Origin of the sequence: Nostoc sp. XA010, from assembly GCF_020829625.1 — a bacterium.
In the GTDB taxonomy this organism is placed as follows: Bacteria; Cyanobacteriota; Cyanobacteriia; order Cyanobacteriales; family Nostocaceae; genus Nostoc.
This window is the reverse complement of the sequence record NZ_JAIVFX010000013.1, coordinates 201,305-225,540: the sequence shown is the minus strand read 5'-3', so window position 1 is coordinate 225,540 and position 24,236 is coordinate 201,305. Positions and strand designations below refer to the sequence as shown.

Annotated in this window: 13 protein-coding genes and 1 pseudogene; 7 read left to right on the top strand and 7 right to left on the bottom strand. The window is 40.2% G+C overall.

Annotated features, from left to right (window positions below):
- The 4 genes and pseudogenes from LC608_RS20160 to LC608_RS20145 form a co-directional block, all read left to right on the top strand.
- Nucleotides 1–311 (top strand): annotated as a pseudogene (locus LC608_RS20160) (hypothetical protein); the annotation flags it as partial.
- A gap of 258 nt (nt 312–569) precedes the next feature.
- Entirely contained in the window at nt 570–1,613 is a 1,044-nt protein-coding gene (locus LC608_RS20155; protein WP_229555205.1) for a hypothetical protein, read from the top strand.
- A gap of 546 nt (nt 1,614–2,159) precedes the next feature.
- Nucleotides 2,160–4,286 carry an AAA family ATPase gene (locus tag LC608_RS20150; RefSeq protein WP_229555204.1) on the top strand — a complete coding sequence of 709 codons (2,127 nt, stop codon included), beginning with the start codon at nt 2,160–2,162 and terminating at the stop codon, nt 4,284–4,286.
- 876 nt (nt 4,287–5,162) lie between these two features.
- Complete coding sequence (locus LC608_RS20145) at nt 5,163–6,092, top strand: tyrosine-type recombinase/integrase (RefSeq protein WP_229555203.1); 930 nt, start codon at nt 5,163–5,165, stop codon at nt 6,090–6,092.
- Nucleotides 6,093–6,110: 18 nt separating this feature from the next.
- Here the strand turns inward: LC608_RS20145 and LC608_RS20140 are convergent, their stop codons facing one another.
- Nucleotides 6,111–9,608, bottom strand: a complete 3,498-nt coding sequence (locus tag LC608_RS20140) for a plasmid replication protein, CyRepA1 family (RefSeq protein ID WP_229555202.1) — start codon at nt 9,606–9,608, stop codon at nt 6,111–6,113.
- A gap of 881 nt (nt 9,609–10,489) precedes the next feature.
- A complete protein-coding gene (locus LC608_RS20135) occupies nt 10,490–11,995 on the bottom strand; it encodes an NB-ARC domain-containing protein (RefSeq protein ID WP_229555201.1) in 1,506 nt (501 codons plus the stop codon).
- Nucleotides 11,996–12,394: 399 nt separating this feature from the next.
- Here LC608_RS20135 and LC608_RS20130 point away from each other — a divergent pair, with 399 nt between their 5' ends.
- The gene (locus LC608_RS20130) at nt 12,395–14,260 is read left to right on the top strand and encodes a protein kinase (protein ID WP_374108416.1); all 1,866 of its coding nucleotides are present in this window, start codon (nt 12,395–12,397) and stop codon (nt 14,258–14,260) included.
- Between the two features lie 50 nt (nt 14,261–14,310).
- Nucleotides 14,311–15,330 carry a fibronectin type III domain-containing protein gene (locus LC608_RS20125; RefSeq protein ID WP_229555199.1) on the top strand — a complete coding sequence of 340 codons (1,020 nt, stop codon included), beginning with the start codon at nt 14,311–14,313 and terminating at the stop codon, nt 15,328–15,330.
- Here LC608_RS20125 and LC608_RS20120 read toward each other — a convergent pair.
- From LC608_RS20120 to LC608_RS20100, 5 genes are all read right to left on the bottom strand, one after another.
- Nucleotides 15,297–17,849, bottom strand: coding sequence for a CHAT domain-containing protein (locus LC608_RS20120; protein ID WP_229555198.1), 2,553 nt, complete (start codon nt 17,847–17,849; stop codon nt 15,297–15,299). The two genes, LC608_RS20125 and LC608_RS20120, sit on opposite strands and share 34 nt — an antisense overlap.
- Nucleotides 17,776–19,473 (bottom strand): ShlB/FhaC/HecB family hemolysin secretion/activation protein, encoded by a 1,698-nt coding sequence (locus tag LC608_RS20115; RefSeq protein ID WP_229555197.1) that lies wholly within the window; start codon nt 19,471–19,473, stop codon nt 17,776–17,778. The genes LC608_RS20120 and LC608_RS20115 overlap by 74 nt, the downstream gene beginning before the upstream one ends.
- Before the next feature lie 3 nt (nt 19,474–19,476).
- The gene (locus tag LC608_RS20110; RefSeq protein ID WP_229555196.1) at nt 19,477–21,969 is read right to left on the bottom strand and encodes a filamentous hemagglutinin N-terminal domain-containing protein; all 2,493 of its coding nucleotides are present in this window, start codon (nt 21,967–21,969) and stop codon (nt 19,477–19,479) included.
- Nucleotides 21,970–22,236: 267 nt separating this feature from the next.
- Nucleotides 22,237–22,374 (bottom strand): hypothetical protein, encoded by a 138-nt coding sequence (locus tag LC608_RS20105; protein ID WP_229555195.1) that lies wholly within the window; start codon nt 22,372–22,374, stop codon nt 22,237–22,239.
- Between the two features lie 262 nt (nt 22,375–22,636).
- Nucleotides 22,637–22,813, bottom strand: a complete 177-nt coding sequence (locus tag LC608_RS20100) for a hypothetical protein (RefSeq protein WP_229555194.1) — start codon at nt 22,811–22,813, stop codon at nt 22,637–22,639.
- A gap of 41 nt (nt 22,814–22,854) precedes the next feature.
- On the opposite strand from LC608_RS20100, the gene LC608_RS20095 reads away from it, so the two are divergent.
- Nucleotides 22,855–24,174, top strand: a complete 1,320-nt coding sequence (locus LC608_RS20095) for a glycosyltransferase (protein ID WP_308189898.1) — start codon at nt 22,855–22,857, stop codon at nt 24,172–24,174.
- Nucleotides 24,175–24,236 lie beyond the last annotated feature (62 nt).

Sequence of the window (24,236 nt, the reverse complement as noted above, 5' to 3'; positions counted from 1 at the left end):
TCAGTATGCAAAATGTTGGTTTGTTTGTTAAATCTAAAGGTTGTCTCTTATTGGGTAAACCCCAAGGAGGAGATCAGTTTTACAAAATAAACGAATTTTCACTCAGACAAGGTTCTGCCCTTCCAAAACCTGACAGCGCTAAAATTGATAAACTTTCCCCTGAAGATAAAACCAAAGCTATACAAGTAGCCATTGATAATGCCAAAAACGAAATTGCTTCTTTAAACAATTTCGGTGTTTCTTCCAGTGGATTTATACCTACTACTGCTTTACAACCTTGTCTCACCCTTGAAAAATGGAAAAACTTATAAATTCACAACTGCTTAAATAAGTAAAATTCGACGAGTGCAGTTCCTCCCATAACACCAAGGGGGAATGCACTCGATTGCTTTTTGGGTAGCGCGATCCTCTTGTAGTATGAATCACTTTGACAACATGGAAAGCAGAGCGGAGCTTTAACTTGCTCAAATACTTTACAATAGATGTGAAACTGTCAATTCTTTTCCAATTCACTCGATGTCGTTTCATAACTATATGAGTGTCGCAAGGTATATTTAACTCTAAACTTGATGAATAGCCCCTTTCCTTTAGAGCCTCCCCAAAAAGCAATCGAGTCATTATTAGCATTGCGGGATTACTACGCACCTCTTGTAGAAGATTACGAAAAATTATATACCCTAGCCAAAGCAAATCTCACTCATGTAGAAGCTCTATTATCTAACTGGTCTTTGACTGAGGAGGTGGCTAATGAAGAATTCACCTCTGAAAAAGGAAAAAACTTCTTCTTATTCTTAAGTGAGGAATCTGTTAATGACGATGTTGAACCTATTACCCATCTTGAGCTAGACGATTCACAGGATACATTAACAGTCGCAACACAATTGCTTGACTCCACTCAACAAAACATATTCACACTTATACAAGCTTGGTCAGGTGAAGAATCTGATGCAGCTACAGATACTCCAGTACTCCTAGAGCCACCGATAGAAACATCAACTCAACAGCAAGCGCTCTATGGAACCGAGACGGCCATGCTGCCTATTTTCCAATCCCTGTCTCGCCCGGAAGCTATTGAACAGGTTTTGGCAGAACACATTGGCACAATTGTTCACATCGATTTTATTGTCAAAATGCTCTATGGGGAGTTAGAGCCAGATGCCTTCAAGGTCATCAAAGGCAGAGTTCAATCATCCCTCACTCATGGCTTGGAAACTAACAAATGGTTCAGTGTCCCAGGAGAACCCGGATGTTATACTCTCTCTTTAACTTTGTTACCCAAACCAGAGACGAAAAATTCGTCCACCAGAGTCAAAGGCAAAAATAAGAAACAAGTTTTGCCACCCCAGCCCAAAGACATACCAATGCTCGAAGAATTTCAGGGTCAGTTTTTAATTGATGCACTAACAACTTTTCTAGAAAATAATTCGGGTAAAGTTTTCGGGGTTTCAGAAATTACCAACGGAATCTATGGCGAACTCACTGCGACTGAGATTAGAGAAGTGAAAAACAAGGTATTGAATGAGTTATCACGGGGTCATCGCATAGGGCGATTCACTAGGGTTCCTGAGCAGATTGGTTTTTATACCTGGGACTTAGAGTTGCTCAACAAGTAAATTAAATCCCGTACAATTTCACATGGAATCATCTATCAACCGACTTATTCATCAATACGAGAATTGAGATAGCCTCCTACTAAAATACTGGTGCAGGAAATTACAATACTTTTCACATTGCTGATAAAAATATATTCTTATTAAGCTGCCCATTGAATTCTTAATTGTTGTTTCAGGCGTATACTTACTGGTGTTCTCTAGTGCCCACCATCCGAGTATTCCTATTTCTAGCAAGGATATTTCTGATGCTTTAGATAATAAATTTACTGCATGGTGGAATTAAGCATCTACAATCCACGGGCAATGGAAATTATAATTCTACTTTTTTGGCTATTTTTAATATCGTTTCTTCTACGCCTAGCTTTTCTAGTACACAGGCACATCAAAAAACTCAAAGTCGCTACCAAACTACTAGAAAAAAAAAGTACGCAAGCCAGAGCGCAAACAGCAATATCAATTCAGTATTCCCAAAACAGGGAAATGGTAAATGGCACATCAAATTGGGATAATCTCTTTTAGTCGTAAATATTTTTACCCCTGACCAAGATGCCAGCGCCTTTAAAAGTTGACCTGTCACCAATAGAAGATCAAGCCCTACTAGCACTCACTCAAGCAAAAGGTATACCACCAAGAACTCAAAGTCGTGCCACTGTACTACGCTTATCAGCCGCTGGATGGACAGTGCTAAAGATCGCACAATACTTAAAATGGCATCCACAGACTGTACGCGACACAATTCATCGCTGGTACTGGGGCAAACTCGATAGTTTGTGGGATTGTTCGCGTCCGGGTCGCCGTCGCCGATGGCATAACCCAAATATCAAGTCTCTGCTTCAATTCAAAATATCTTTATTTAGCTATCAACTTATTTTTATTTTATTTTCTTACATCTCTTACATTTATTTAATGCTATTTCTCCACAGTCATGGCGTTTCTACTACTTATACAGTCAAAATTTACAGGCATTACTTGGATGAAGCACTCGCTACTCTCACCAGCAATCCCTACCAGTTAGCTGCTGACATCTACGGTATTGGTTTTCTGAGAACTGATAAAATTGCCTTTAATTTAGGAGTTGCGCCTGATAGTCAGTTCCGTTACCGTGCTGGTTTAATTCATGTTTTGAACGAAGCTGCTGCCGATGGGCATTGCTATTTACCCCAGACTTTACTCATTGAGAATGTGATCAAACTGCTGACTACAACAGATCACACACCCGAAGAAGATGCCCTCGCTGATATTATCAAAGACATGGCACTCAAGGATGACTTAATCCGCGAGAAAATCGAAGACCAAACGCTGCTATGTTATCTACCAACGTACTTTCACACAGAACAGAACCTTGCTCAATTAATACAATCTAGATTTTGCCAACCAGTTGCACAAGATATGCCTTGTGTTCGCGCCTGGATTGAGCGCTTCACCAAGAGTCATAAAATCAAACTTTCACCACAGCAACAGCTAGCGGTAGAAATGGCTGCATATTCAAGGGTAATGATTCTTACTGGTGGCCCCGGTTGCGGTAAAACTTTCACCACCCAGACCATAGTCTCTCTGTGGAAAGCAATGGGCAAATCTATCGCCTTAGCTGCGCCAACTGGACGCGCTGCTCAACGCCTGAGTGAAATCACACAACTCGAAGCCAAGACGCTACACTGCTTGTTGGAATTTGACCCAAAGACAATGGGCTTCTTACGCGATAATCAAAACCCTTTACCCCATACCGCAATTGTCGCGCTAGAAGCTAGTATGCTTGATTTGTTTCTGGCATCTTCTTTGGTAAAGGCGATACAATACGGTTCCCAACTACTGCTAGTGGGTGACATTGACCAGTTACCCTCTGTCGGTCCCGGTCAAATCCTTGCTGACTTGATTAATTCTGGTCACGTTCCGGTGGTGCGGTTGACCAAAGTATTTAGGCAAGCCCAACAGAGCGCAATTATCACTGCTGCTCACCAAATTAACCGAAGCCAGTTTCCCACGATTGAACCGATTTCCGATAATCCCGTGTCTGAGTGTCTGTGGCACGGCGGCGGTCATCACCCCAAACATGGTGTTAAAGCAATATCCGAAATCATTACAGACTTGATTCCCCGCCTGGGTTACAATCGAGCTACTGATGTGCAAGTGCTTTGCCCCATGTCGCGCGGTTTACTTGGGACTCGTAACCTCAATACCGTATTGCAGCAGTTGATTAATCCGCCCAGTCCCGACAAAGTAGAGATTACCAGGGGCGGGAATTTATTACGAGAAGGCGATCGGATCATTCAACTGACTAATGATCATAATCACGAAATTTTTAATGGCGACTTCGGAATTATCAAGGCCATTGATCTTGAAGAGATGGAAGTTACTGTACAGTATGGTAAGCATACTGTCGTTAGAACCAGAGCAGACTTAAATCAAATTGCCCTCGCCTGGAGCCTCACCATTCATCAAAACCAGGGTTCAGAATATCCGGTAGTAATTCTGCCAATTTATACGCAGCCTTATATGATGTTGTCTCGTAAACAGTTGTACACAGCATTAACTTGTGCCAAGCAGTTAGCGATTGTCGTTGGTTCCAAGAAAGCGATATCCAAGGCTTTGCGTTCTAGTGACGACCAACCGCGATATACACGATTACAGCATCGGTTGGAAAGCGCTTTTTTGCACCCGACGATTGCAATTTAGAAATGTTCAACTTAACAATTTCACCCGGCTTGCGGTTGTTGCTCTCAATCAAGAGTGAGAAATCTGGTAGCTAGTAGTCTGCCAAGGGAATTTTGCGTGGTGGCAAGCTCTTGGGCAGAGGTGCGGAGGGGCAGGGGGGAAAGAACTTGTATAAATCTCTCCTCTGCTCCCCTGCTCCTCTGCAATCCTTACGCTGCATACTTTTCAGCTTAACTTAGTGCCATTCATCTTTAACGCTTTCGCCCCGTGTCTCGTAAGCGACGGCGGGGCATTTCATTACTGGTAAGTGCCTTGGCAATTCTTGAGAAACTACTTCTCTAGCTCCCGTTTGCGGTTCTAGAAAAAAAGTGTCTTAAACACAAAGCAATCAAACCACTCTCAAAAAATAAACTAAAAATAACTCTATAGTTTTATGGCGTGATAGCGCTGAAAAAGCAGTACACTGCGGCGTAAATAAACCCCCTATTCCGATTGGTACCGAAGCAACATAAGTAGGGGAGAATTTTGTACAAGTTCTTTAAAATAAGCACCTTTGTCCGTTTTTTTTACCAAAAACTACATTTGCAGTATTTGTATATCGCATTTGGAGGACGCTCTTTGACCTCTTATATCAGTTATTAACTATAAAGTCATTTTTAGTTTATTTTTTTCACCTATTTTTAGGTTTTTCAAAATAAATACCCTGCTGAACAATTGCATAACAGTATTGTGTTTGTCACGCTCCTCAGTATTAGAGGTGTACTATACGCAAAAATCGAGAAATTTTCAGTCGCTTGAGGGTGAGTTGAAACGCCCATTTTAAAGGACAATAAAAATCAGACACTATAAAACCAGACGAAACTACAATTGTGTCTGATTTTTAAGGGAGTAATAAAAATGACGCTCTCTCTAGTCCACCTAACAGCACATAGAAAGGCGATCGCTTCCTTGCCAGTAGCGCAGGCGGAGGCGAAGTTGATTGCGCTGTGGTTGGAGGGAAAAGCGTCGTCTTCTATTCGGGCTTACCAGCGATACACTAGGCGATTTCTGGATTTTCTGGACAAGCCGCTCAAAAAAGTGACTTATGAAGACTTGGTAGAATACGCTAGTTCTTTTGGGGGCAATGCCGAAAGCACAAAGCGGATATACATTGCTGCGGCTAAGAGCTTGATTAGTTTCGCTCATAAAATTGGATATCTCCCTTTTAATGTGGGTATGGCACTAAAACTGGGTGAATTGCCAGATGTAATCAACGAACGCTATCTTGATGAAGCTGATATTAAATTGTTAGTACGGGCAGCCAATAAGCATTTAGCTGATGCGAAAACTCCCAAACGGCAGTACACAGCCCTACGTAATTTGTTAATTATCAAACTCCTGTATCAGGCAGGGTTACGGGCAAGTGAAATCTGTGATCTGACTTGGGGAGATTTGACACCCCGTGGCGACAGTGGTCAGGTGTATGTTCGTAAAGCCAAGGGCAGCAAAAATCGGACAATTCTGATCAAGCCGAAACTCTGGGCGGAATTAATGGAGTTCAAAGCTTCGGCTCACGCCAATCAAGCAGTGTTTCCAAGTCAAAAGGGGGGACATTTAGACCGTCAAAACTTGCACCCGATTGTCAAAGCAATCGCACTCGAAGCCGGATTAAGCGAACTGGTTTCGGCTCACTGGTTACGTCATGCCCACGGTTCTCACGCTATTGAGCGCGGGACTAATCCGGTACTAGTGAAAGAAACTTTGGGTCATGCCAATTTAGCCATCACTGATCGCTATCTCAAGGCTAGACCTAATGACAGTAGCGCTTTTAACTTGATGGATCTTTGAAACAGACCATATTGGAAATTACTCCTCGATAGGCAACACATCTTCATTGAGCAAGGCGTAAAATTCTGGTACTGCCGACTCAAGCTTACGCAGTTCATTTGCCGCGATCGTCTCCAACTCCAGTACCGTCTCCCAGCGCAAATCACTCTGCCATCGCTTGAGAATGCTTTTAATTGCGTCCACTCCACGAGAAATGCCAGAGCGAAGTATTTCTACGCAGTGGAGTAGGGTAATGCGATCGGTCGGAGGCGACTCAAATTCGGTAGTATCTTCCCCCTGGCAATGGGAGTTCCCTATAGCATCAAGGGGGGGGATGGATACGGGCTGCTGATTCGGGTTTACACTATACACAGTACAGGTTTGGGGAGCGTAATAGGTTCGATTTTCTTTTTGATTACGCTTCGTTTCACGATGAGCAATTACTTGGAGAGCAAATTCCAATTCCAACTTTGATAAAGAGAAAAGTTTCACCTGTTGACCGCGCTTGCCCTGCTTACGGAAGGTCAACTTTAGCCCCAGCTGCTCTAGTAAAGTCGCCAGCAACCAAATAGGTTTACAATCATGTGGAATAGTAAACCCAAGAATTGCTTTGACGTGAGCAGCACAATGTATAGCGATCTCCGTCATCTTGAGTAAGGTGGAATCGTCGGCAGTAACTTCATCACCCTTCATTAAAGAAGTGAGAATTTGATGCAGCCCCAGGTTAAATCTAGCCAGCCAGCGTGCGGAGTAATTACCCCAGTCGATGCACAAAGGGAGATTGTCGCGCTCGGTGCGGTCTTTTTGGGTGACAATTGTTGGTGGGGTAGGATAACTTTGCCCAGTTTTGGGGTCAGTAAACGATTCTTCGGGTGCGGCTAAAATTGCCTCAAGTCCAGCGATCGCTCTAATTAATCGACCACCTTTATCCATTTCTACGAGTGATTCGGTTACTTCGATGCCGTAAGAATCAGAAATGCGGAATTTTTCGCATTCAAAAATTTCATTAGGGTCAAGGTAATCTTTGCTCTGACGGGCACGGTACTCGCTCAAAGTAATATTCTTGGCCTTGGCAACAGCCGAATTGTGGGCACTATCCAAAGCTTGTGCTGCTGCTTTAAGACTTTCGAGAGACTGAGGATCTGAATCACTTCCCACATATATAAATGTATTGCCCATTTCCGTGAGCAGCGATCGCAAATCATCACGCAGATTATTGAGAGAATAGTGGCGGTTAGCCATAATTTGGCAGTAAGCCTCAAGCGCCCAATCTTTCTCCGCTCCCCGCTTACCCGTTTCTCTGTCAATTCGCAACAGAAAAGCGGTCATTTCATTGGTTTGGAGTAAGCGCTCTTTAATCTTGGTAGCATTGGTATCCTTGTAACCAAAGGGAGGACGCGGGGCCACCCAAATATGAAACGGGACTTTTGGACGATAACGGTAAAGCTGTTGGGCGCATTCAGTAGCAGTTTGGGAAACGCCGTGAAACACACCAAATACTAAGTCAAAATGATACTCAGAAATATCGACACCAGTACCGAGACTGGGAGAGGCGAACAAGGCATCAAAGTTTTTGACGGCGTTGGTGATATCTTTGATGAAAGCGACATTCTCATCACTGCCAGAATTGTCAGAGTGAACCGACCAGATACGATATTTTTTTTGTGTATGTGATTTTTCGGAGTTAGATTCTTCGTAGTTGATTGTAAAGGATTTGTCGAGTTTTTTGATAAAACGCTTACTGTCGCTGGCAACCATAACTTTTTCTCCAAGCATCAGCGCTGCCGAGATTTGGGCGACTATGGCGCTAGAATTATCCCCCTCGTACCAATAAATTGTGCGTGAACCGTTTCGCCATTCGTTTTTAATGATGTAAGGTACTTCACCTTTTGGTCGCATTGCAAGAAAGAAGTTTACCGTTAAATCATCCATGTGTGCATCAGCGATGACGACCAGTGGCGCATTGTATACTATATATTCCAGTACCTCCAAAATGGCGGCACGGTGCTGTTTGCAAGTATTACTGTGCAGTAAGTGGGTGAGGTATTGGCAGGCTTCATCTATAAATATGCAGCCGTAAGTGAGAGACTGAGTATTGAGTTTGTGCAAGCTGTCAATAGTAATACTAAGGGCTTGAGCCTGGGCTAAACCTGTGTAACCCAAGTCGGAATACATCGCCGTCCGCAAGCGTTCGGCAAGATTTTTCAGCAAGTTAACCCGATGTCCATTGTTGAGGAACCGCGCATCAGGATTTTGGTCACGCCACCAGCGCATTAACTCGGTTTTCCCTGTACCCATGTCGCTCCAGAGTACGACCAGTCCTGATTTTGGGAAATTGAAGGTAGGGGATTTCTTCGATTTGTCTGAATTAACTCCGCCAGAATCGGTAGACTCCTTCTTTCTCCAATGTCCTTTTATAGATGGCGTGAAAAGTTGTTCCTTTTCAAGCTCATAAAGCTCAGGCACTCTCAAGCATTTTTCTTCAAGTTCAGGAATGCACAAAGCCTCAGAGAGATACTTGACATTAACAGTGACATCTGGTTTGTATTTGCTAAGTCCCCATTTCTTAGCCCGATACGAGCGCTTGTAATCAGCAAGTGATTTAGCATCATTGATGATTGCGGTCAGTAGAGCGTTAGCATCTTCGCCCCGCGCCACAACAAAATCATCAACACCTTTCTCTGGGCCTGGTAACAGCGCAACTTCACATTCACAACCAGCCGCTAAGATTGCTTTTGCAGTGCGAACAGTGGCTTGAAACACCGACCACCTGGTTTTAGAAGAAGTTTCGTGGTCAAAAAGAATTATGAACTTGCGCCCCGCCTGAGCCATTGGTACTAAGTCAGGATGCAACCGTTCATCAAAATCCTGTTTGCCGACGCGCCCGTTCCAAATCCCCGGCAGTGCGATCGCTACAAACCCCAAAGAGAGCAAGCAAGCGGCTTTCTTCTCACCCTCGCATAAGATAATCGGAATCTCTGGATGCTGCTTTATCCACTCCCAAAATATTAATGGATTGAGTTGATCCAGCAAGCGCAATGCTAAAAGTGAATGATAGCGCTTAATTAAATAACGCTTTGCAACTTTGTCCCAGATGGGGTTAGCGACATCAAAGTAGGTAACGCGGTTGGGGGTTTTGGGCGGTGACTCGTACTTAACTGGCTTGCCTTTTTGCCAATCAATGCGCGGGAAGTTGGGCTTGATCCTTCCCCATTCCATCGGTTGCCAGTTTTTAAACGGGTCAAGTGACTGAATCCACGTCCCACCCAGTAATAGATGCTGATACATTTTGATGTATCCATCCGTGACCCGACCCGCATTCTTGCGTGGCAGCTTATCAGATATGAACAGGAAATCATAAACTGATTCTCCCTCTACATGGAAAAAGTTGCGCTCAATCAAGCTTCGATGAATGGCGCTGCCCACCGCTAACTCATGATACTCGGCGGCGGTCAGATGATTGGGGTATTCACAAATGTTACCTGGCAACACTTGATCCCCAATACCCAGAAGAGATGGGCATTGGTTATTTTGCACGGTAGATTCCTCCGATAACTTTATTGTCAAGTTTCAGAGGGGGTCGATTAAATCAATTCGCAATTACTAACTCGCAATCCGCAGTTATATTTACGCCCGTACTTCCTCCTCATAGACGAAGTAGAGTAAAAGAGCCTGAATTCATTAATTATTCAATTACTCTGCAATTGCGAATTGCGTAGACGCGCTTTGTGCTGCTTTCCGTAGGGTTTTGCGAATTGCCTATGACGCTGCTTTTACAAAAATTTACATATCTTAAATATAAATTTTTTGTCAAAATACTACCAACGGTCAGCAAAAGCTGGCCGTGCGTATTGCTTTAGAGTATAATGGCAATAGCAAAGCAGCGTGGGTATCTTTTGACAAGTCAGTGGTTTCAAGTCGCCAAACTTTAAGTGCCACTTTCTTTGTCAGCCGAGATCAACCCCGCCCTAAAATATGTCGTTTCTTTTCACCTTAAGGCAAAGCGTACTCCCTAGTGCGTTTTGCCTAAATTTTTATGTATGAGCTTTTCCTCCATTCTTGATTCTTAGGTTTATACATGAACATGCTTGATCTTACAGAACTTTGCTTCTTTTCGCATCTAGTGAGGTTTAAATGCTGAGTTATACTACCTCCTGTTTTGTTAAACGTAATAAAATTACCCTATTTTATAAGGGTTTTTCTCAAGCCAACCCTAGTAGTAGGTTAAAAACTTCATCTTCAGATTGGCGGGGAAAACTTTTTGCTTAGGTTCGTGCAGCGCAAACCGATGATCAGCTGGATTCAAAGCTACTTGTGTAGAAAAAAACAGTTTTTGGAGTAAATTCTCTACATAATTATTTGTCGTTAAAATTTTAGTAGCTAGATTTTTGTTTTTTCTTAGGAGCATAAATACTTCTCTAAAATGCGTTAGCTAATGAGGGGAAAGAGTTTTGTGACTTTACTAGACCCAAGGGATCAGTATTAATGTATTTTTTGACTACAGGTTGCAAAGTAAAGGCGATTTCTTTAGTGTTTGGGTCTTTAATGCTTTCAATTAAAGATAGTTGTTCTAACTTTTCTAAAGCTTTAATAATTGCCGAAGTAGAAGCCGATATATTATTAGAAGAATTGATCTGTATTAATAGGTCACTAAAACTAATCGGTGTGGGGTCTAGGGATAATTTTTTAGCTAAATAAATCATAATATAACGTTCGGTTTGCTCCAAAGATTCACCAAAAGTTTCATCTAACATTGATTGAAACTCATCAGTAATAAAAGTAGTTTTATTTTTAAAAAATATTTCTGTACTGCCAGAAAAGAAATGTTTAATCTTTTGAACTACTGTGGCTAATTCTGAGGGATTACTACGATAGGTTTTAATTAAATCAAGACAATCGTTTTTGTTTGTTAAACCTTGATCCGATAAAAAATTTAGAGCAGCATCTGTATCTAAACCGTCTACCCGAAAATAGAGGATAGATCGGTCATCTTTGCTCATAGCATGAATTTCATTAGGTAAAGCTCGACAAGTCAGTAATACACAACTCTTATGCTCTTCCTCTAACAGCCGACGCATGAATATTTTATAGTCTAATCTTTGTTCTAAATTAGAGGTTTTAAACAGAGCTTCAAAACCATCCAGTACGAGTAAACAACGATGAGATTGTAAATGCTTAATTAAGGCGGTAATCAGAGCTTGAGTATATTCAGGTAAGTTGAGAGAAGTATCTGGTTGAATTAAATCGATTAGTTCGCCCAATAAATCTTGAAGGCGTACTGAGTGAGTTACTGATTTCCAAACCAGGAAATCAAAGTGTTGAGTAGAGTCTAAGCTAAGTTCTGCTAAGAGTTTTGCGGACAAAGCAGTTTTACCAACCCCAGGGACACCTGCTAAAGATATGCACCGATGGTTGTTAATTAATTTCTTTAAGTGGTATAGTTCTTGTTGCCTACCGTAAAAATTGGATAGTTTAGAGCTAGGAAGTTGACCTTTAATAAACTGACTATCAAATAAAGGAAGTTCTAGATGGGGATTAGATTGATAATAGTTTATAACAACTTCTGTCAGCAGGGTTCGTACTTTCCTCTTTAAGACCTGTTGTCCTTTGGTTACTGTTTCAGAAAGCAAGTTCCACAGTTGAGGAGCTATACGACGCTGTAAATAGCCAGCCTTATAGCCAGACTGCTGCCCTATCTCAGAAAAATCTTGGTTTTCCCATGCACCCTTGAGGACGGCGATCTCAGGTTTAGTCAAGGAGCGGTTTTTTTCAGTAAAAATTATATTGTTGACTACAGTTAGAGCTTGGTAAAAGGATACGGTTGGGGAAGACTGTAGTAACTCCAGAGACTGTTGCTCTTGTGTAAAAAATGATGAAGAAAGAGAATTCTGAAAATTTACCCCATGCTCAATGCTCAAATCCATAAAAGAAGTTTTCCTTTTGGTACGTGAGTTCCGCAAGAAACGTTTGTAAAATCAAATCAACTGGCTATTTAATTCTTATGACTCTGAGTCACTTATAATAGTATCAGCTTTTTAGATTATAAGTGTATCTCCTAAAAGATTAAATGAGTGTTTTTATGCAAAACAAAGTCACCCAGATTAGACACCTATTGCTCAAGCCTTATTCTATGAGGGTTTTGATAGTATCTTGTAAATGTAAACATATAATTTTTAATGCAAAGTGACTTGAAGTCACAAAAAGATTTTGCTTTATGGCATTAAATGTGAATAAAAGCAATAGTCATAAGAAATATTTTTATAATGTTGTCAATAACGAAATATTGCTCAAATGCTAATTCTTTAATAAAAAGTTAAGACAAGATGTCGTGTTACTGTATAAACCCTCTGTGTGAACGACGGCAGAATCTTGATGATGCCGACAAATGCGCTTCTTGCGGTACATCTTTAGTGATCAATGAACGTGTCCGTCTAGTTAAACCATTAAGAGAATTAGATCGCAACCCGTTCACGGCAAATGAGATTTTTGAAATAGAGGATTCTGGGACGCAGTGGAGTCCTGGGCGTAAACGACGAGTCATGAAGATATTAAAATGGAATTCGCCTCAATTTGTGGAGCGATTTGAGCGCGAGGTTTTAGCCTTGCAATTAATAAATCATCCAAATATTCCGCAGACAAACGGAGATGATGACTACTTTACCGTCGAATTAGAGAACAGCCCCTTCAAATTCCGATGCTTAATCATGGATAAAATTGAAGGGGAAAATTTAGAAGATTGGATAGAAACTCATCCACCAATTTCACAAGAGTTAGCACTAGATTGGTTGGAACAAATAGTAGCAATACTAGATTTAGTACATCATACAGAATTTTTTCATAGAGATATCAAACCAAGCAATATAATTCTAGATCCGGATGGACATTTATATTTAATAGATTTTGGGGCTGCACGCCAGATAACAGATACATATTTAGCCAAAGTAAGCTCAACTGGAGGAACGGACAGAACTATCAGTAATTACGAAATCACCAAAGTAATTTCCCATTATTACAGTCCGCTAGAACAAGCGCATGGTCATGCGGTTCCACAGTCGGATTTTTATGCTTTAGGTCGGACTATGCTTCGCTTGGTGACGGGGGTAAAATTAAGAGAATTAGAGACAAATCATGATGCGGGGAGACTGATCTGGAGACATAAAGCACCACAGATAGATAAGCCATTGGCGGATTTTATTGAGGAGTTGATGGCTCCAAACCCAGCACATCGACCACAAACAACGGGAATTATTTTGTGGCGACTGAAAAAACTGCCTAAGCAAAATAAGATTTATAGACTAACAAGGTCGAAACCCTTCATGTTCAGTGCGGCGATCGCCAGCATTAGTTTGGTAGGATTACTAGGTTATACAGTTGGATTACCAATGTATGCAAATAGTTTAATAGCACAAGGGCAAAAGCTAGAGGAGGAAAATAATACAGAACAAGCGCAAAAGGTATTTGACCAAGCAGTAAAAATTCGCCCGGAATTAAGTAATCAAATTTCCAAATTCTACTTTGATATAGCAGCAAGAGTTAAAGAAGATTTAGAATTAGAAAAGAAATATTATAATTTAGCGGCTAAATATAATCCGAATGATATAGATTCATATAATAATCTAGCATTGGCTTGTCAATTTTTGAGAGATATAGATTGTGTAAATAAAAGTTACCAACAGCTTTTTAGGCTAGAGCCTAACTCCTGGACAGGACACTACAATTTAGCTAACTTTTATGAAAGTCAAGAAAAATATGATTTAGCTCAAGAACAATATAACTTAGCAATTAAATCTGGTCAGGAGCAGGCGTTAATTGCTGTGAATAATTTGTCTAGGTTGAATAATTTGCAAGGAAATTATACTCAAGCTCAAAAACTAGCAATAGAAGGATTGAATAAAGCCCCATCTAGTGATAAACAGTTAAGAGCAGCATTGTATAAAAATTTAGCCTGGGCGAAACTGATGCAAAAAGATTATCAAGGGGCGGATAAAGATTTGCAAACAGCCTTTAATTTAGATTCTCAAAGAGTTGATGTGTATTGCTTGTTATCGAAAGCGAAAGAAGCGTTAGGAGATATAAATTCTGCAAGTGGTTACGGTGAAATATGCTTACTGGCAAAGATGGATACGTGGTTGCCAGAAGTACAAAAATGGCGAGGGGAATTAATAGAAAGGATATTTAAAAAGAGATAAATTTTAGTATTTTGAAAAATATTTTGTAGAAAAATAAGTATATAAATCTCATGTTGAAGAAGATTCAGATCGGAGCCATTATATTAGGATTGATATTAGCAAACGTCACTGTAAGTCGTGTGCGGGGGCAGGAAGTAGTAAGGGCAAACCGGCAATCTAAAGCCTCTTGCGAACCAATAGCGAAAGTGATAGATGGAGATATTCACCATAAGCCTTTAACAAAATTATGTAGTGAAGATAGAGTTAGAACAGCCAATGGTGGGAAGGTAAAAATCCTCTGTTACCCAAGAGGAATAATAATAGACATCCCTAATGATGTGGTAGGTAAACATTGTTTACCATTACAAGCGAACGAAGGTAGAGGATGTAACGTTTTACAGGGGAGAAACTGCGTCATCGCTAAAGGGCCGAATGAAGAGAACAAGCCGAATAAGATTACACCGTATGGTGTAGTAATCAACAACTCACGACCGACATTATCCTGGTTTAGAACAAAGGGAGCTACCAACTACATTGTGCAGGTCAAAGGAAACGGAGGTATTAACTGGCAACTAGAAGTCAAGGGTGAAACCCTGACCTATCCGCAATATCTTGCAGAACTGAAGCCAGGGCAAGCATACAGTGTAGAGATAGTGGCTATGCGGGGCGATAAAGTAATAGATAGTAGCTCGGCGCTGTTATTGTTAGCTTCAAATGAAAGACTACAACAAGTAAAACAGACTATTAACATTCTCTTAAACCTTCAACAGCCGCTTGATGAATTGGCGATTGATATGGATGCAGTATATGAGTCATACAATTTAGTCAATGAATCGATAAAAGTGTTAGATGTTAGAGCTAAAGCAGGTTCAACGAACCCCAAAATTTATAGATTGTTAGGCGATCGCTACTTAATAGCTAAGTTCCCTCAACAAGCTAATGAAACGTATTTAACAGCTAAGAAATTAGCCCAACAAGCAAATAATACTGTAGAGTTAGCTTTAGCAGAAGCTGGCATAAAGATTGCAGCACAGGCAAAGGTCAAGGAGCAAACTAGTTATCCGCCAACGAGAATAAATGCGCTCCAATAATATGGGTGAAAATATTTGTCACTTTTTAATAAACTGAGTTGTGCTGATCTTAGTGCTTCGGCTTTAGTAAGTCCAGATTTGAGTCCTTCATAAAATTTAGTCATCAGTTGAGCAGTAGAATCAGCATCAACTAGCCATAGACTGGCTACAACACCACGCGCTCCGGCTTGTGCGGCTATGCCAGCAATACCCAAAAAGGAGCGTCTATCACCTTTGGCAGTTTGGCAAGCACTCAACACGAGTAGATCAAGGTTGCTTTTATTTTGTAGTAAACCTTTCAAATCATTAACCATCAGGGGAATATCCCATGCTAAGACAAAGGTTTGTTCAATGTCCGAGCTAAATTGAGCATGGCTACTTAAATGAATTGCCCAAAAAGAATTGTTTTCAATATCTTTACTAAATCGTTCATGAGTAAATTCGCTATCAAGTAATGTAATGGCAGAGGGATTAGCTTTCTTAATATTATCAATCTCTAATCTGACTTGAGGTAAAGGACGTAAATCTCTAGGGACGATAGGATTACTGAAACTGGGACTAATCTGAGAAACGCCACTAGCTAAAGTTGTAGCTGGTTTAAGCAGCGATTGCCGCAATTGTTTAGCACTAGAACCTACAGAAATAATGTATTTCTCTAATAAATATTCTTGCCCATCATATAACATATCTAGGGGCAAATTTTGAAAATAACTATCTAGGACGAAACCTATTTTGCCCGATGAGGGTAAATATTGTTTGATAGGTTGAATCAAAAGCTGATAAACAGCTTGCGAATAGGTGAGAAAGTTATAACCTTTAATATCAACGAATTCTAAGTTCTGGATAATATTGAAGAAATTAGTCAGAGGTTCACCAATTATATCTAAATCTATTGTATGACGATAGATATCTTGAGAAGTTTTAACAAGCACCTCCACTCGGTCATTTAATTTAATGAGGTAAACAATATAATCCAAATCTTTTAATCCGCGATCCAATCTTGCATCTAGGGTGTTTTCAGCAAATTTACCACAACGTAAGAAATTCTCTACTTCAGCAAATTTAAGTTGTTCTTGAATTTTAATAGCTTGCCTATTGTAGGTTTTATTAGAAATATTCTTGTTAAGTAATAATGATATGTATTCGCGGTAAAGTGGCTCTACTTTTTCTTCAAAGGCAAATTGAATATCAGAGTTAAACAGTAAAATATCGCTACGCACTTTATCAAGATTTTTGATAGCAGTTGCATAAAATTGATTAGCTCGCTCGATTTTATCAGATACTTTATAAAGCCGAGCTAATTCCCATTGCCATTGATAGACGATATCCCAAGCCTGTACTGATTGAGCATATAACACCCCTTCATAATAGGAATTTTCAGCTTTGGATAACTCTCCATAAGTAGTGTAAATCTTACCTAGAGTACCATAACTGTAAGCAATCGCTCTAAGATTATTCAAATCTTTAGCATTAGTTAATGCCTCCTCTGATAAGGATAAAGCTACAGATTGTAAATTGGTACTGGTTAGTTCTTTGAGTTTTAAAGTAGGAGTTTGAGTAATGTTTATTAAACTTCGGGACAATTTAAGTTTGCCATAAATTGACTCAATCTTTGGCAAAGTTCTAAATTGTTCTAATTTTGCAAGGATATCATTTATGATTTCCGAAACAGACTCATTGATTGGTATATCTTGAGAAAATTGTGATGATGTACTATCTAAAAGTAACTTTAGCCAATTTAATTTAGCCTGTAGAGAAACTGTACTTTGGCTATTGCTGAGTTTCTGGTATATTTTTTGGGCGGCAACAAATTTAGACTTAGCTAAAATAATTGCCTTTTTTTGAGCAGCAAAGTCATCAGTAAGTTGATATTTACTTTTGGCTTGATTATAAAGTATTACTTCTGTATTAGCTAAATTCAGTAATAAATTGTCTTGGATTTTTTTGTTTTGTAATTGTACTACCGATGTTAAACATTCTTGTAAGATTACATAGGAAACTTCAGGTTCGCCCATAACCCGAAGCACGTTAGCTAGGTTATAAAATCCAGTCAACTGAAAATATTCGGTGATTTGCTTTTGATGAAGTGTTGACTTTAAATAAGACAATTGGGAAAAATTAGTTTGTTTCTGTAGCGAATCAGGGCAAATACCATTATTTAGAGATAAAGCTTGAGTGAGGATTTGGCAAGCTGTAGTATAAGAGCCTAGTGCTTGCAGCGCCAGACTTTGATTAATTAAACTGCCGTTCATTCCCTGCTCATTGTTTAATTGCTCATAGGCTCGATAAGCTGCTTGCCATGCTTTAAATGCAGCTTCTGGTTTTCCATCGTACAATTGTGAAAAACCCTGCTGTGTGAGAGATTTTGCTATTTCTAAAGTAGGTGTAGATGCTGCTAGTATTACTTCATGGTTAATCACCACTATTAGCGTAAATAATAAACTTAGAAATAAATATTTAGTTTTTTTAAAGCAGTTGATAATTAAGCGAGAAATAAATGCCATTTTCTTGCCATGTGTTGGAGCTTGAGTTAATTTCATTCAGAGGAATGCCCCAATCAAGACGGGCATTGAAGCGATCGCTGCGATATTGGAGAGCTAGACCAATAGAGGTTAAACTACCTGAAGGGCTGAAAGTATCAGAACTATTGTTCCAGCTTGTGCCAAATTCAATGAAGGGGATGACCTGTAATTCTTGCGTAGTCGTTTTCCAAGCCGGAATGCGTAATTCTGTAGATAAAAGAAATCCATTGTCAGATATAAAAGTATCCTGCCTATAACCTCTGACAGTACTGATGCCTCCAAGACTAATTTGCTCAAAAGCTGGTAAAGGTCTATCCGCCAATTGGAGGCGTGAGCGGATAGCAACAGAAGTGTTACTATTGCCTAAACGCTTTAACCATAGAGCTTCACCTACCCAAGTAAAAAACTGCCCATCGGGAGGTTCGGGATTGATGGTAGCATCTAGTGCATCTAAACCTAAACTAAAGGTTGAACGAGCGTAAAAAGAGTGATTAAGGCTGCGATTTGCCCAATCTTGGAAAAACCTGAGTGCAAAAATCCTTGTGCGCCCCGAAGCATCTGCGCCCGCCGAGATAGGAAAAGGAGTATTTTGCAACGATGATTCGCTTTCTAGCCGCGAAACAGTTAACCCCAATGCCAATTCTTGTGCCGAGTTAGCCGAAGCCTGTTGTATTAAAGGTTGGCGAAAACTAATTTCATAGGCCAATGCATCGGCTACGATATCCAGGGCGTTAAGCGGTCGCTCAATGATATTGTTGGAAATATTTGCGTAAACAAAGCTGATAGTACCATTGTTTGGGTTGATAGGTACAGAATAACCAAGGGTAATCGCATTACTGCCATCTGTATTTCTATAACCAATGCTTAGTCCGTCTCCCAATCCCAGTATGTTATTGTGCGAGATATCAATGCGGCGCTGGAAAGTTCCGATGACTGGAGATCGGTAGTTGTCTAGACCAGTATTAACCTTAAATTCCTGTTGGGGCTGTACATTAATATCCAAAATAGCTTGGCTTGGTTTGCTTCCCTCTTTCAATGAAGCAGTAATTTTCTCAATTAATGGGTTTTGTTGAAGTAATTGTAGTGCTGGCAATAAGCGTTTACTGTTGAGAATAGGTTGTGGAATACGTGCGCGGATATAGTTGTGTAGTCTGTTGCCGCCGACAATATTGATTTTTTCTATTCGTCCCTCAACAATTGAGACAGTAACTATAGCATTGTCAACCTTGAGAGATCGATTCTGAGCAACACCAATATATGCACCAGAGTTGATATACCCTTGCTCTACATAATAGTCAGTAACCTTATCGCTGATTTCTGATAAATCAGCAAAAGTGATTTCTTGACCGACAAAATCTGATAATACTTTCTCTAACTCCTGATTATTAAAGACTGTATTTCCTTGAAACCGAAAACCTTGAACTTTGATTTTAACGAAATTGTTTGGTTGAAGGCTTCTTTGGGGAATCAAAGGAGTAGAGGATGCTGGAGGCGTTAATGGTGGCGGTGCTGGAGGTAAAGGAGTGGGCGACAGGGGTGTTTGTTGTATGGTTGGCGGATTTTTTTGATGAATGCCACCAGACTCAAGTTGTGCCAAGGAAAAATGACTTGCCGTTAAATACGCTAGTAAATGTAAACTCAATGTTTAGCCCCCTACATCTGGTACTCTCTTGATGCAAGAAGATTTCAATGGCGAACTGTACGCACCCATATCGTCACTTGGATCTGGGGTAATCACAAAGCTAACAGTCCCATCCCCGTTATTGCGCCACCCTTGGGCTACCACTATATTTTCCGTATTATCAGTTTGAGTAGATTGGGGTAGTGGTTGAGAAGAGATAGGTACTGAGGAGTCTGTCCACCCCAGTTCTGTCCACCCCAGTGTAGTGCTAGATAAATCATCAAGACTAGCGGGAAGTCCTCCTTTAGCGGAGATAGTTAGTTCACTCGGCAAGTTAGGAGGTTCTGGCGAGCAAGTGTTAAACGGTTGTGGAGACTGAAAGACAGTATTTCTAATCCCAGAGTTAGCAATATCTATTTGAGTAGTGTTAATCTGTACTGAGCCGTTAACTCCTCTTTCTGAAGTAGCTTTTATTTGGCTATCTGGCGAGGCAAATAAACCTGGGGTATTGATTTTGATGTTCCCACCCCTACCCTCAAAGGCATTGGCTGTAATTTGGCTGTTACTTTGCAATATTAATGCACCTGTTTCAATACCAATATTGCCCCCATTGCCTGTACTGCCGTTTGTGCCTGCGGTTGCAGATATAAAGCTATTATTCAGTTGAACATTTTCTGCTTTCAAATTGATGTTACCGCCTTCTCCAACAGCAGTTGTCGCTGTAATTCCCCCTTGATTTGTAATGTCGATTTTGTCTGTATTGATATTGATAGTACCAGCGTCACCGGAGCCTTGATTTATTACACTAAGCTGTCCAAAATTAGAAATGGTTAACTTTTGAGTATCAATAGTTAAACTTCCCGCTCTACCTGTTGGCTCTGGAGGTAATCTTAATCCGGTTCTGAGGCGTTCATTTAGTATAGGTGCTGAAGAAGATATAGCACTTAATGTGTCTAAATATTTTCCTGATATTGTAATTGCTTCTGAGGATCTAATAAATAAATTACCAGCATCGCCGGAAGCGAAAGTACTAGTAGTAATAGCACCTCCATCTTGTAATAATAAATTTGAACTATTAATTTCTAAATTACCAGCATTGCCATCTTTATAAGTAGATGATTGAATGTTACTTGCGTTACCTAAACCAGTAGATGTGCCAATTATTTCTATAGAGTTTGAATTAACTGAAACACTACCACTTTTACCTTGACCAAAAGTTGCAGAGCCTATACTACTCCCTGCCCGTAAAGAGATAAAGTTAGAGGTTAGTCTTAAAACCCCAGAATCTCCACTGCCAAAAGTTGTTGTAAGTAATCCTCCATTATTTGCAACAATTTGTCCGACATTTGCAATAATGTCGCCGCCTTTCCCGGCATTGTAAGTAAATGTATTAATTCCAGACCCTTGAGAAATACTTTCAAGAGTTAAGCCTTCAAAATTTAATTGTTCAGCATTCACAATGACATTGCCACCCGCAGCACTGCTAAAAGTTGTCGTAGCAACTTGAGAAGCTTTTAAAAAGATTCTCCCACTATTAAATTCAATGTTACCACCTGTATTTTTGCTAAAATTAATATTAAAAATGCCTGTAGCAGTTGCTTGAGATTCATTTTGTATACTCAATGAGTCTACAGCTTTAATAAATATATTACCCAATTGTCTATCTTGAAAACTTTGTCCAATAATTAAAGAGCCTTTATCTAAAAATATATTATTTCCATAAATCTCTATAGAATTTCCTGAACCATTAGAGCTACCATCATAAAGTAAAGAGTTATTTGATATTATTATGTCTTTATAAACTAAGTTATTTCCGGGAGAGACTAACCATTGATTATTTTGGTTGTTTAAATTTATTACTCCCTCCTCAAGGCTAACTAATTCGAGCCGACCATTAGTATTTTTAAGAATAGCTCCATTTAAGGTAATATTATTGCCGATCAAAGCAAGAATATTATTAGGTTTAACTTCCAGGCTGTTCGCTAACTTACTAGGGTTAAGAGGGGTAAAAAAATCGTTCTGCTCAATTGTGTGTCCTTTTCCTTGAACAGTAATACTTCCAGAATTACCATTAAACTGCAAACCAATAGGAATATCCACAGTCAGCAGTGGTTGCTGTGGGTTAATAGCACTAAACTCAGAACCATTGGCAAATTCTAGAGAGTCAGCCGTAGTTGCAAATAAAGAACCACCGATATCTAATCGAGCATTAGGGCCAAAGACAATGCCACTGGGATTGATCAAGAATAAGTTAGCTGTACCATTGGCGCTAACCAGCCCATCAAGATTAGAGACGGAACCGCCAGTAATTCTAGTGATAATGTTGTAAACATCCAGCGCGTTGTTGAAATGGACGCTAGTATCTGTAGGAACGGAAAAGTCCTTGAAACTGTGAAATAAATTATTTCCTACTTGAGTACCACCCTCAATAGTTCTAATGTTTTCGTCTATCTTGATACTTGTGTTGTTAGGTAGAGTCAAATCGGGAGCTATTTGCGCGTTGGATGAATTAGTCATGAAAAAAGAAGTAATTAGTGAAAAAGCAGCAATATTTAAAAAAATACTATTTTTTGGTTTCATTTATCTATCAAAAACTTAAGTAATAAAAATTACTTAAATAAGTTTTTACTCAGAATCTCAAATAATGTTAAACTTGGCAATCTAAAATCCTGATTTTAAGATTGAACTTAAGGGCTATTATCACTCTAGATGATACTAATATCAAGCTAAAAGAATACTTAGCATCAGAATGGAAGAGAAAAGCTATTGATCGTAAGTTGCAGTTCACCGATACTCTACCGCACAGCTATCGACATGATTCAATGCTGTTTCAACACTTAATATTGCAAGTTTGGCTAAGTCACCAGTAAAAATTACGCCACATGAAATCGAAGTTGTCGAAGTTACTGTTAAGATAGTCATTTTTCGGTATCACTTGCAACTTTTTTATATCTAATTTCTAGTAATTTACCGACTGTACAAGTGCCTACAGTATGGCTATTGGCTACAAGTATGATGCGATGATTCTTAAGTATAGGAAAAATATATTCTATATACTGTTGCCCTTCAAATTTACCAGGAGTAATGGTAGTAATATATTTTTTTCTGTAATTCTTTTTAAGAGATGAGGTTAAATAATTAACTCCTATATTACTTAAAGATTTAGTGTATAAATTATTTACATTTATTCTAGAGATACGCGTTTAAGTGAAGAGTAGTCCTGTACCACTTCTGGTTGCAATTGTCGGGAAGTAGGGTTGTAGACTTGTACTAGAGTGACAATTACCACATCTGCGATCGCTTGAAGCTGTCTTCGTCTCCAAAACCAAAGGCTTAAGAAGAGCTTATTGTCTTCCAACAACAGGTAATTCAGTACAATCTTGAGTAGAGCCGGAGTTTTGAGTGGAGAAACCAATTGAGGCAAGTTTGACTGCACCAAGCCGGAAACTGAAGATTACGATCCTAACAGTAGGTTCAAGAGGAGACTTGCAACCATACTGTGCTTTGGGTATTGGGTTGAAACGTGCGGGGCATGAAGTAACCGTAGCAACGCATGAGAATTTTGAGCCATTTGTGAGGAAGTTCGACCTGGAGTTTGCAGCGATCGCTGGCAATATGCAAGAGTTTTTGCAATCGAAACAAGGGCAGCGATTGATTGCGGGAGAAAAGTTGAAAAAAGAAGAAGGAGATAAGCTTTTACTTCAACAGTTGGAATCAGCTTGGAGTGCGTGTGTTGGAAGTGAGGTAATTATCTACACGCCGCTAGCCAATTGGGGATATCACATTGCAGAGAAATTAGGCGTACCTTGCTTTTTTGCATCAGTTCTACCGTTGACTCCCACAGGGATGTTTGGGTTTTTGAAATTTGCTCAAACAACTAAAAACCCGCTAAAGAAAGCGATCAATTATGGCTGCTACTTACTAGTAGAGTTCTTGCACTGGCAAAGATATCGTCAACTGCTCAATCACTTCAGAACAGAAACATTGAAATTGCCGCCCTTACCGTATTTGGGCAGACGCTTCAGACGGAAGACTCCGGCGAATGTATCACGAATCCCTGTATTGTATGGATTTAGTTCGCACGTTATCCCAAGACCCCGTGACTGGCCTGCATGGGTGTATGTGACTGGTTTTTGGTTTATTGACCAAGCCTCCGAATACGAGCCACCCCTGGAACTAGAGGATTTTCTGGGACGAAAGCAATTACCTTTGTGTTTTGGATTTGGCAGTATGACCATGCCCAATCCAGAATATCTTACACACTACATCGTGGAAGCTTTAAAGAAAACACGTCAAGGCGGGATTATATTATCAGGATGGGGTGACGTTGGAAGAACAGTGAATGTAAAAGATTCGCTACGAGTGTTTGTGATCAAGGAAGTTCCTCACGATTGGTTATTTCCCCAAGTGCCAGCAATAGTACATCACGGAGGAGCAAGTACAACGGCGGCAGTGTTACGTTCGGGAACACCATCAGTTACCGTACCCTTCTTTGCAGATCAGCCAGTTTGGGGTGAAAAGCTAACCCGGTTGGGAGTCAGCCCACAACCGATACCGTACCACAAGGTATCAGAAGAAACTCTAGCGGCAGCGATTGAAATCGTACTGGGCGATGGGGTGATGCGGAAGAAAGCCCAAGAGTTAGGTGAGAAAATCAGGGCTGAGGATGGTCTAGCGAATGCAGTTGAAGCATTTCATCGGCATTTAGGTTTGATTGGGTGAGAAATCCCAATGCCGACCAATGAACGACAACTGCGGTTTTTGGCGAAAGCTGAGTTGGAACC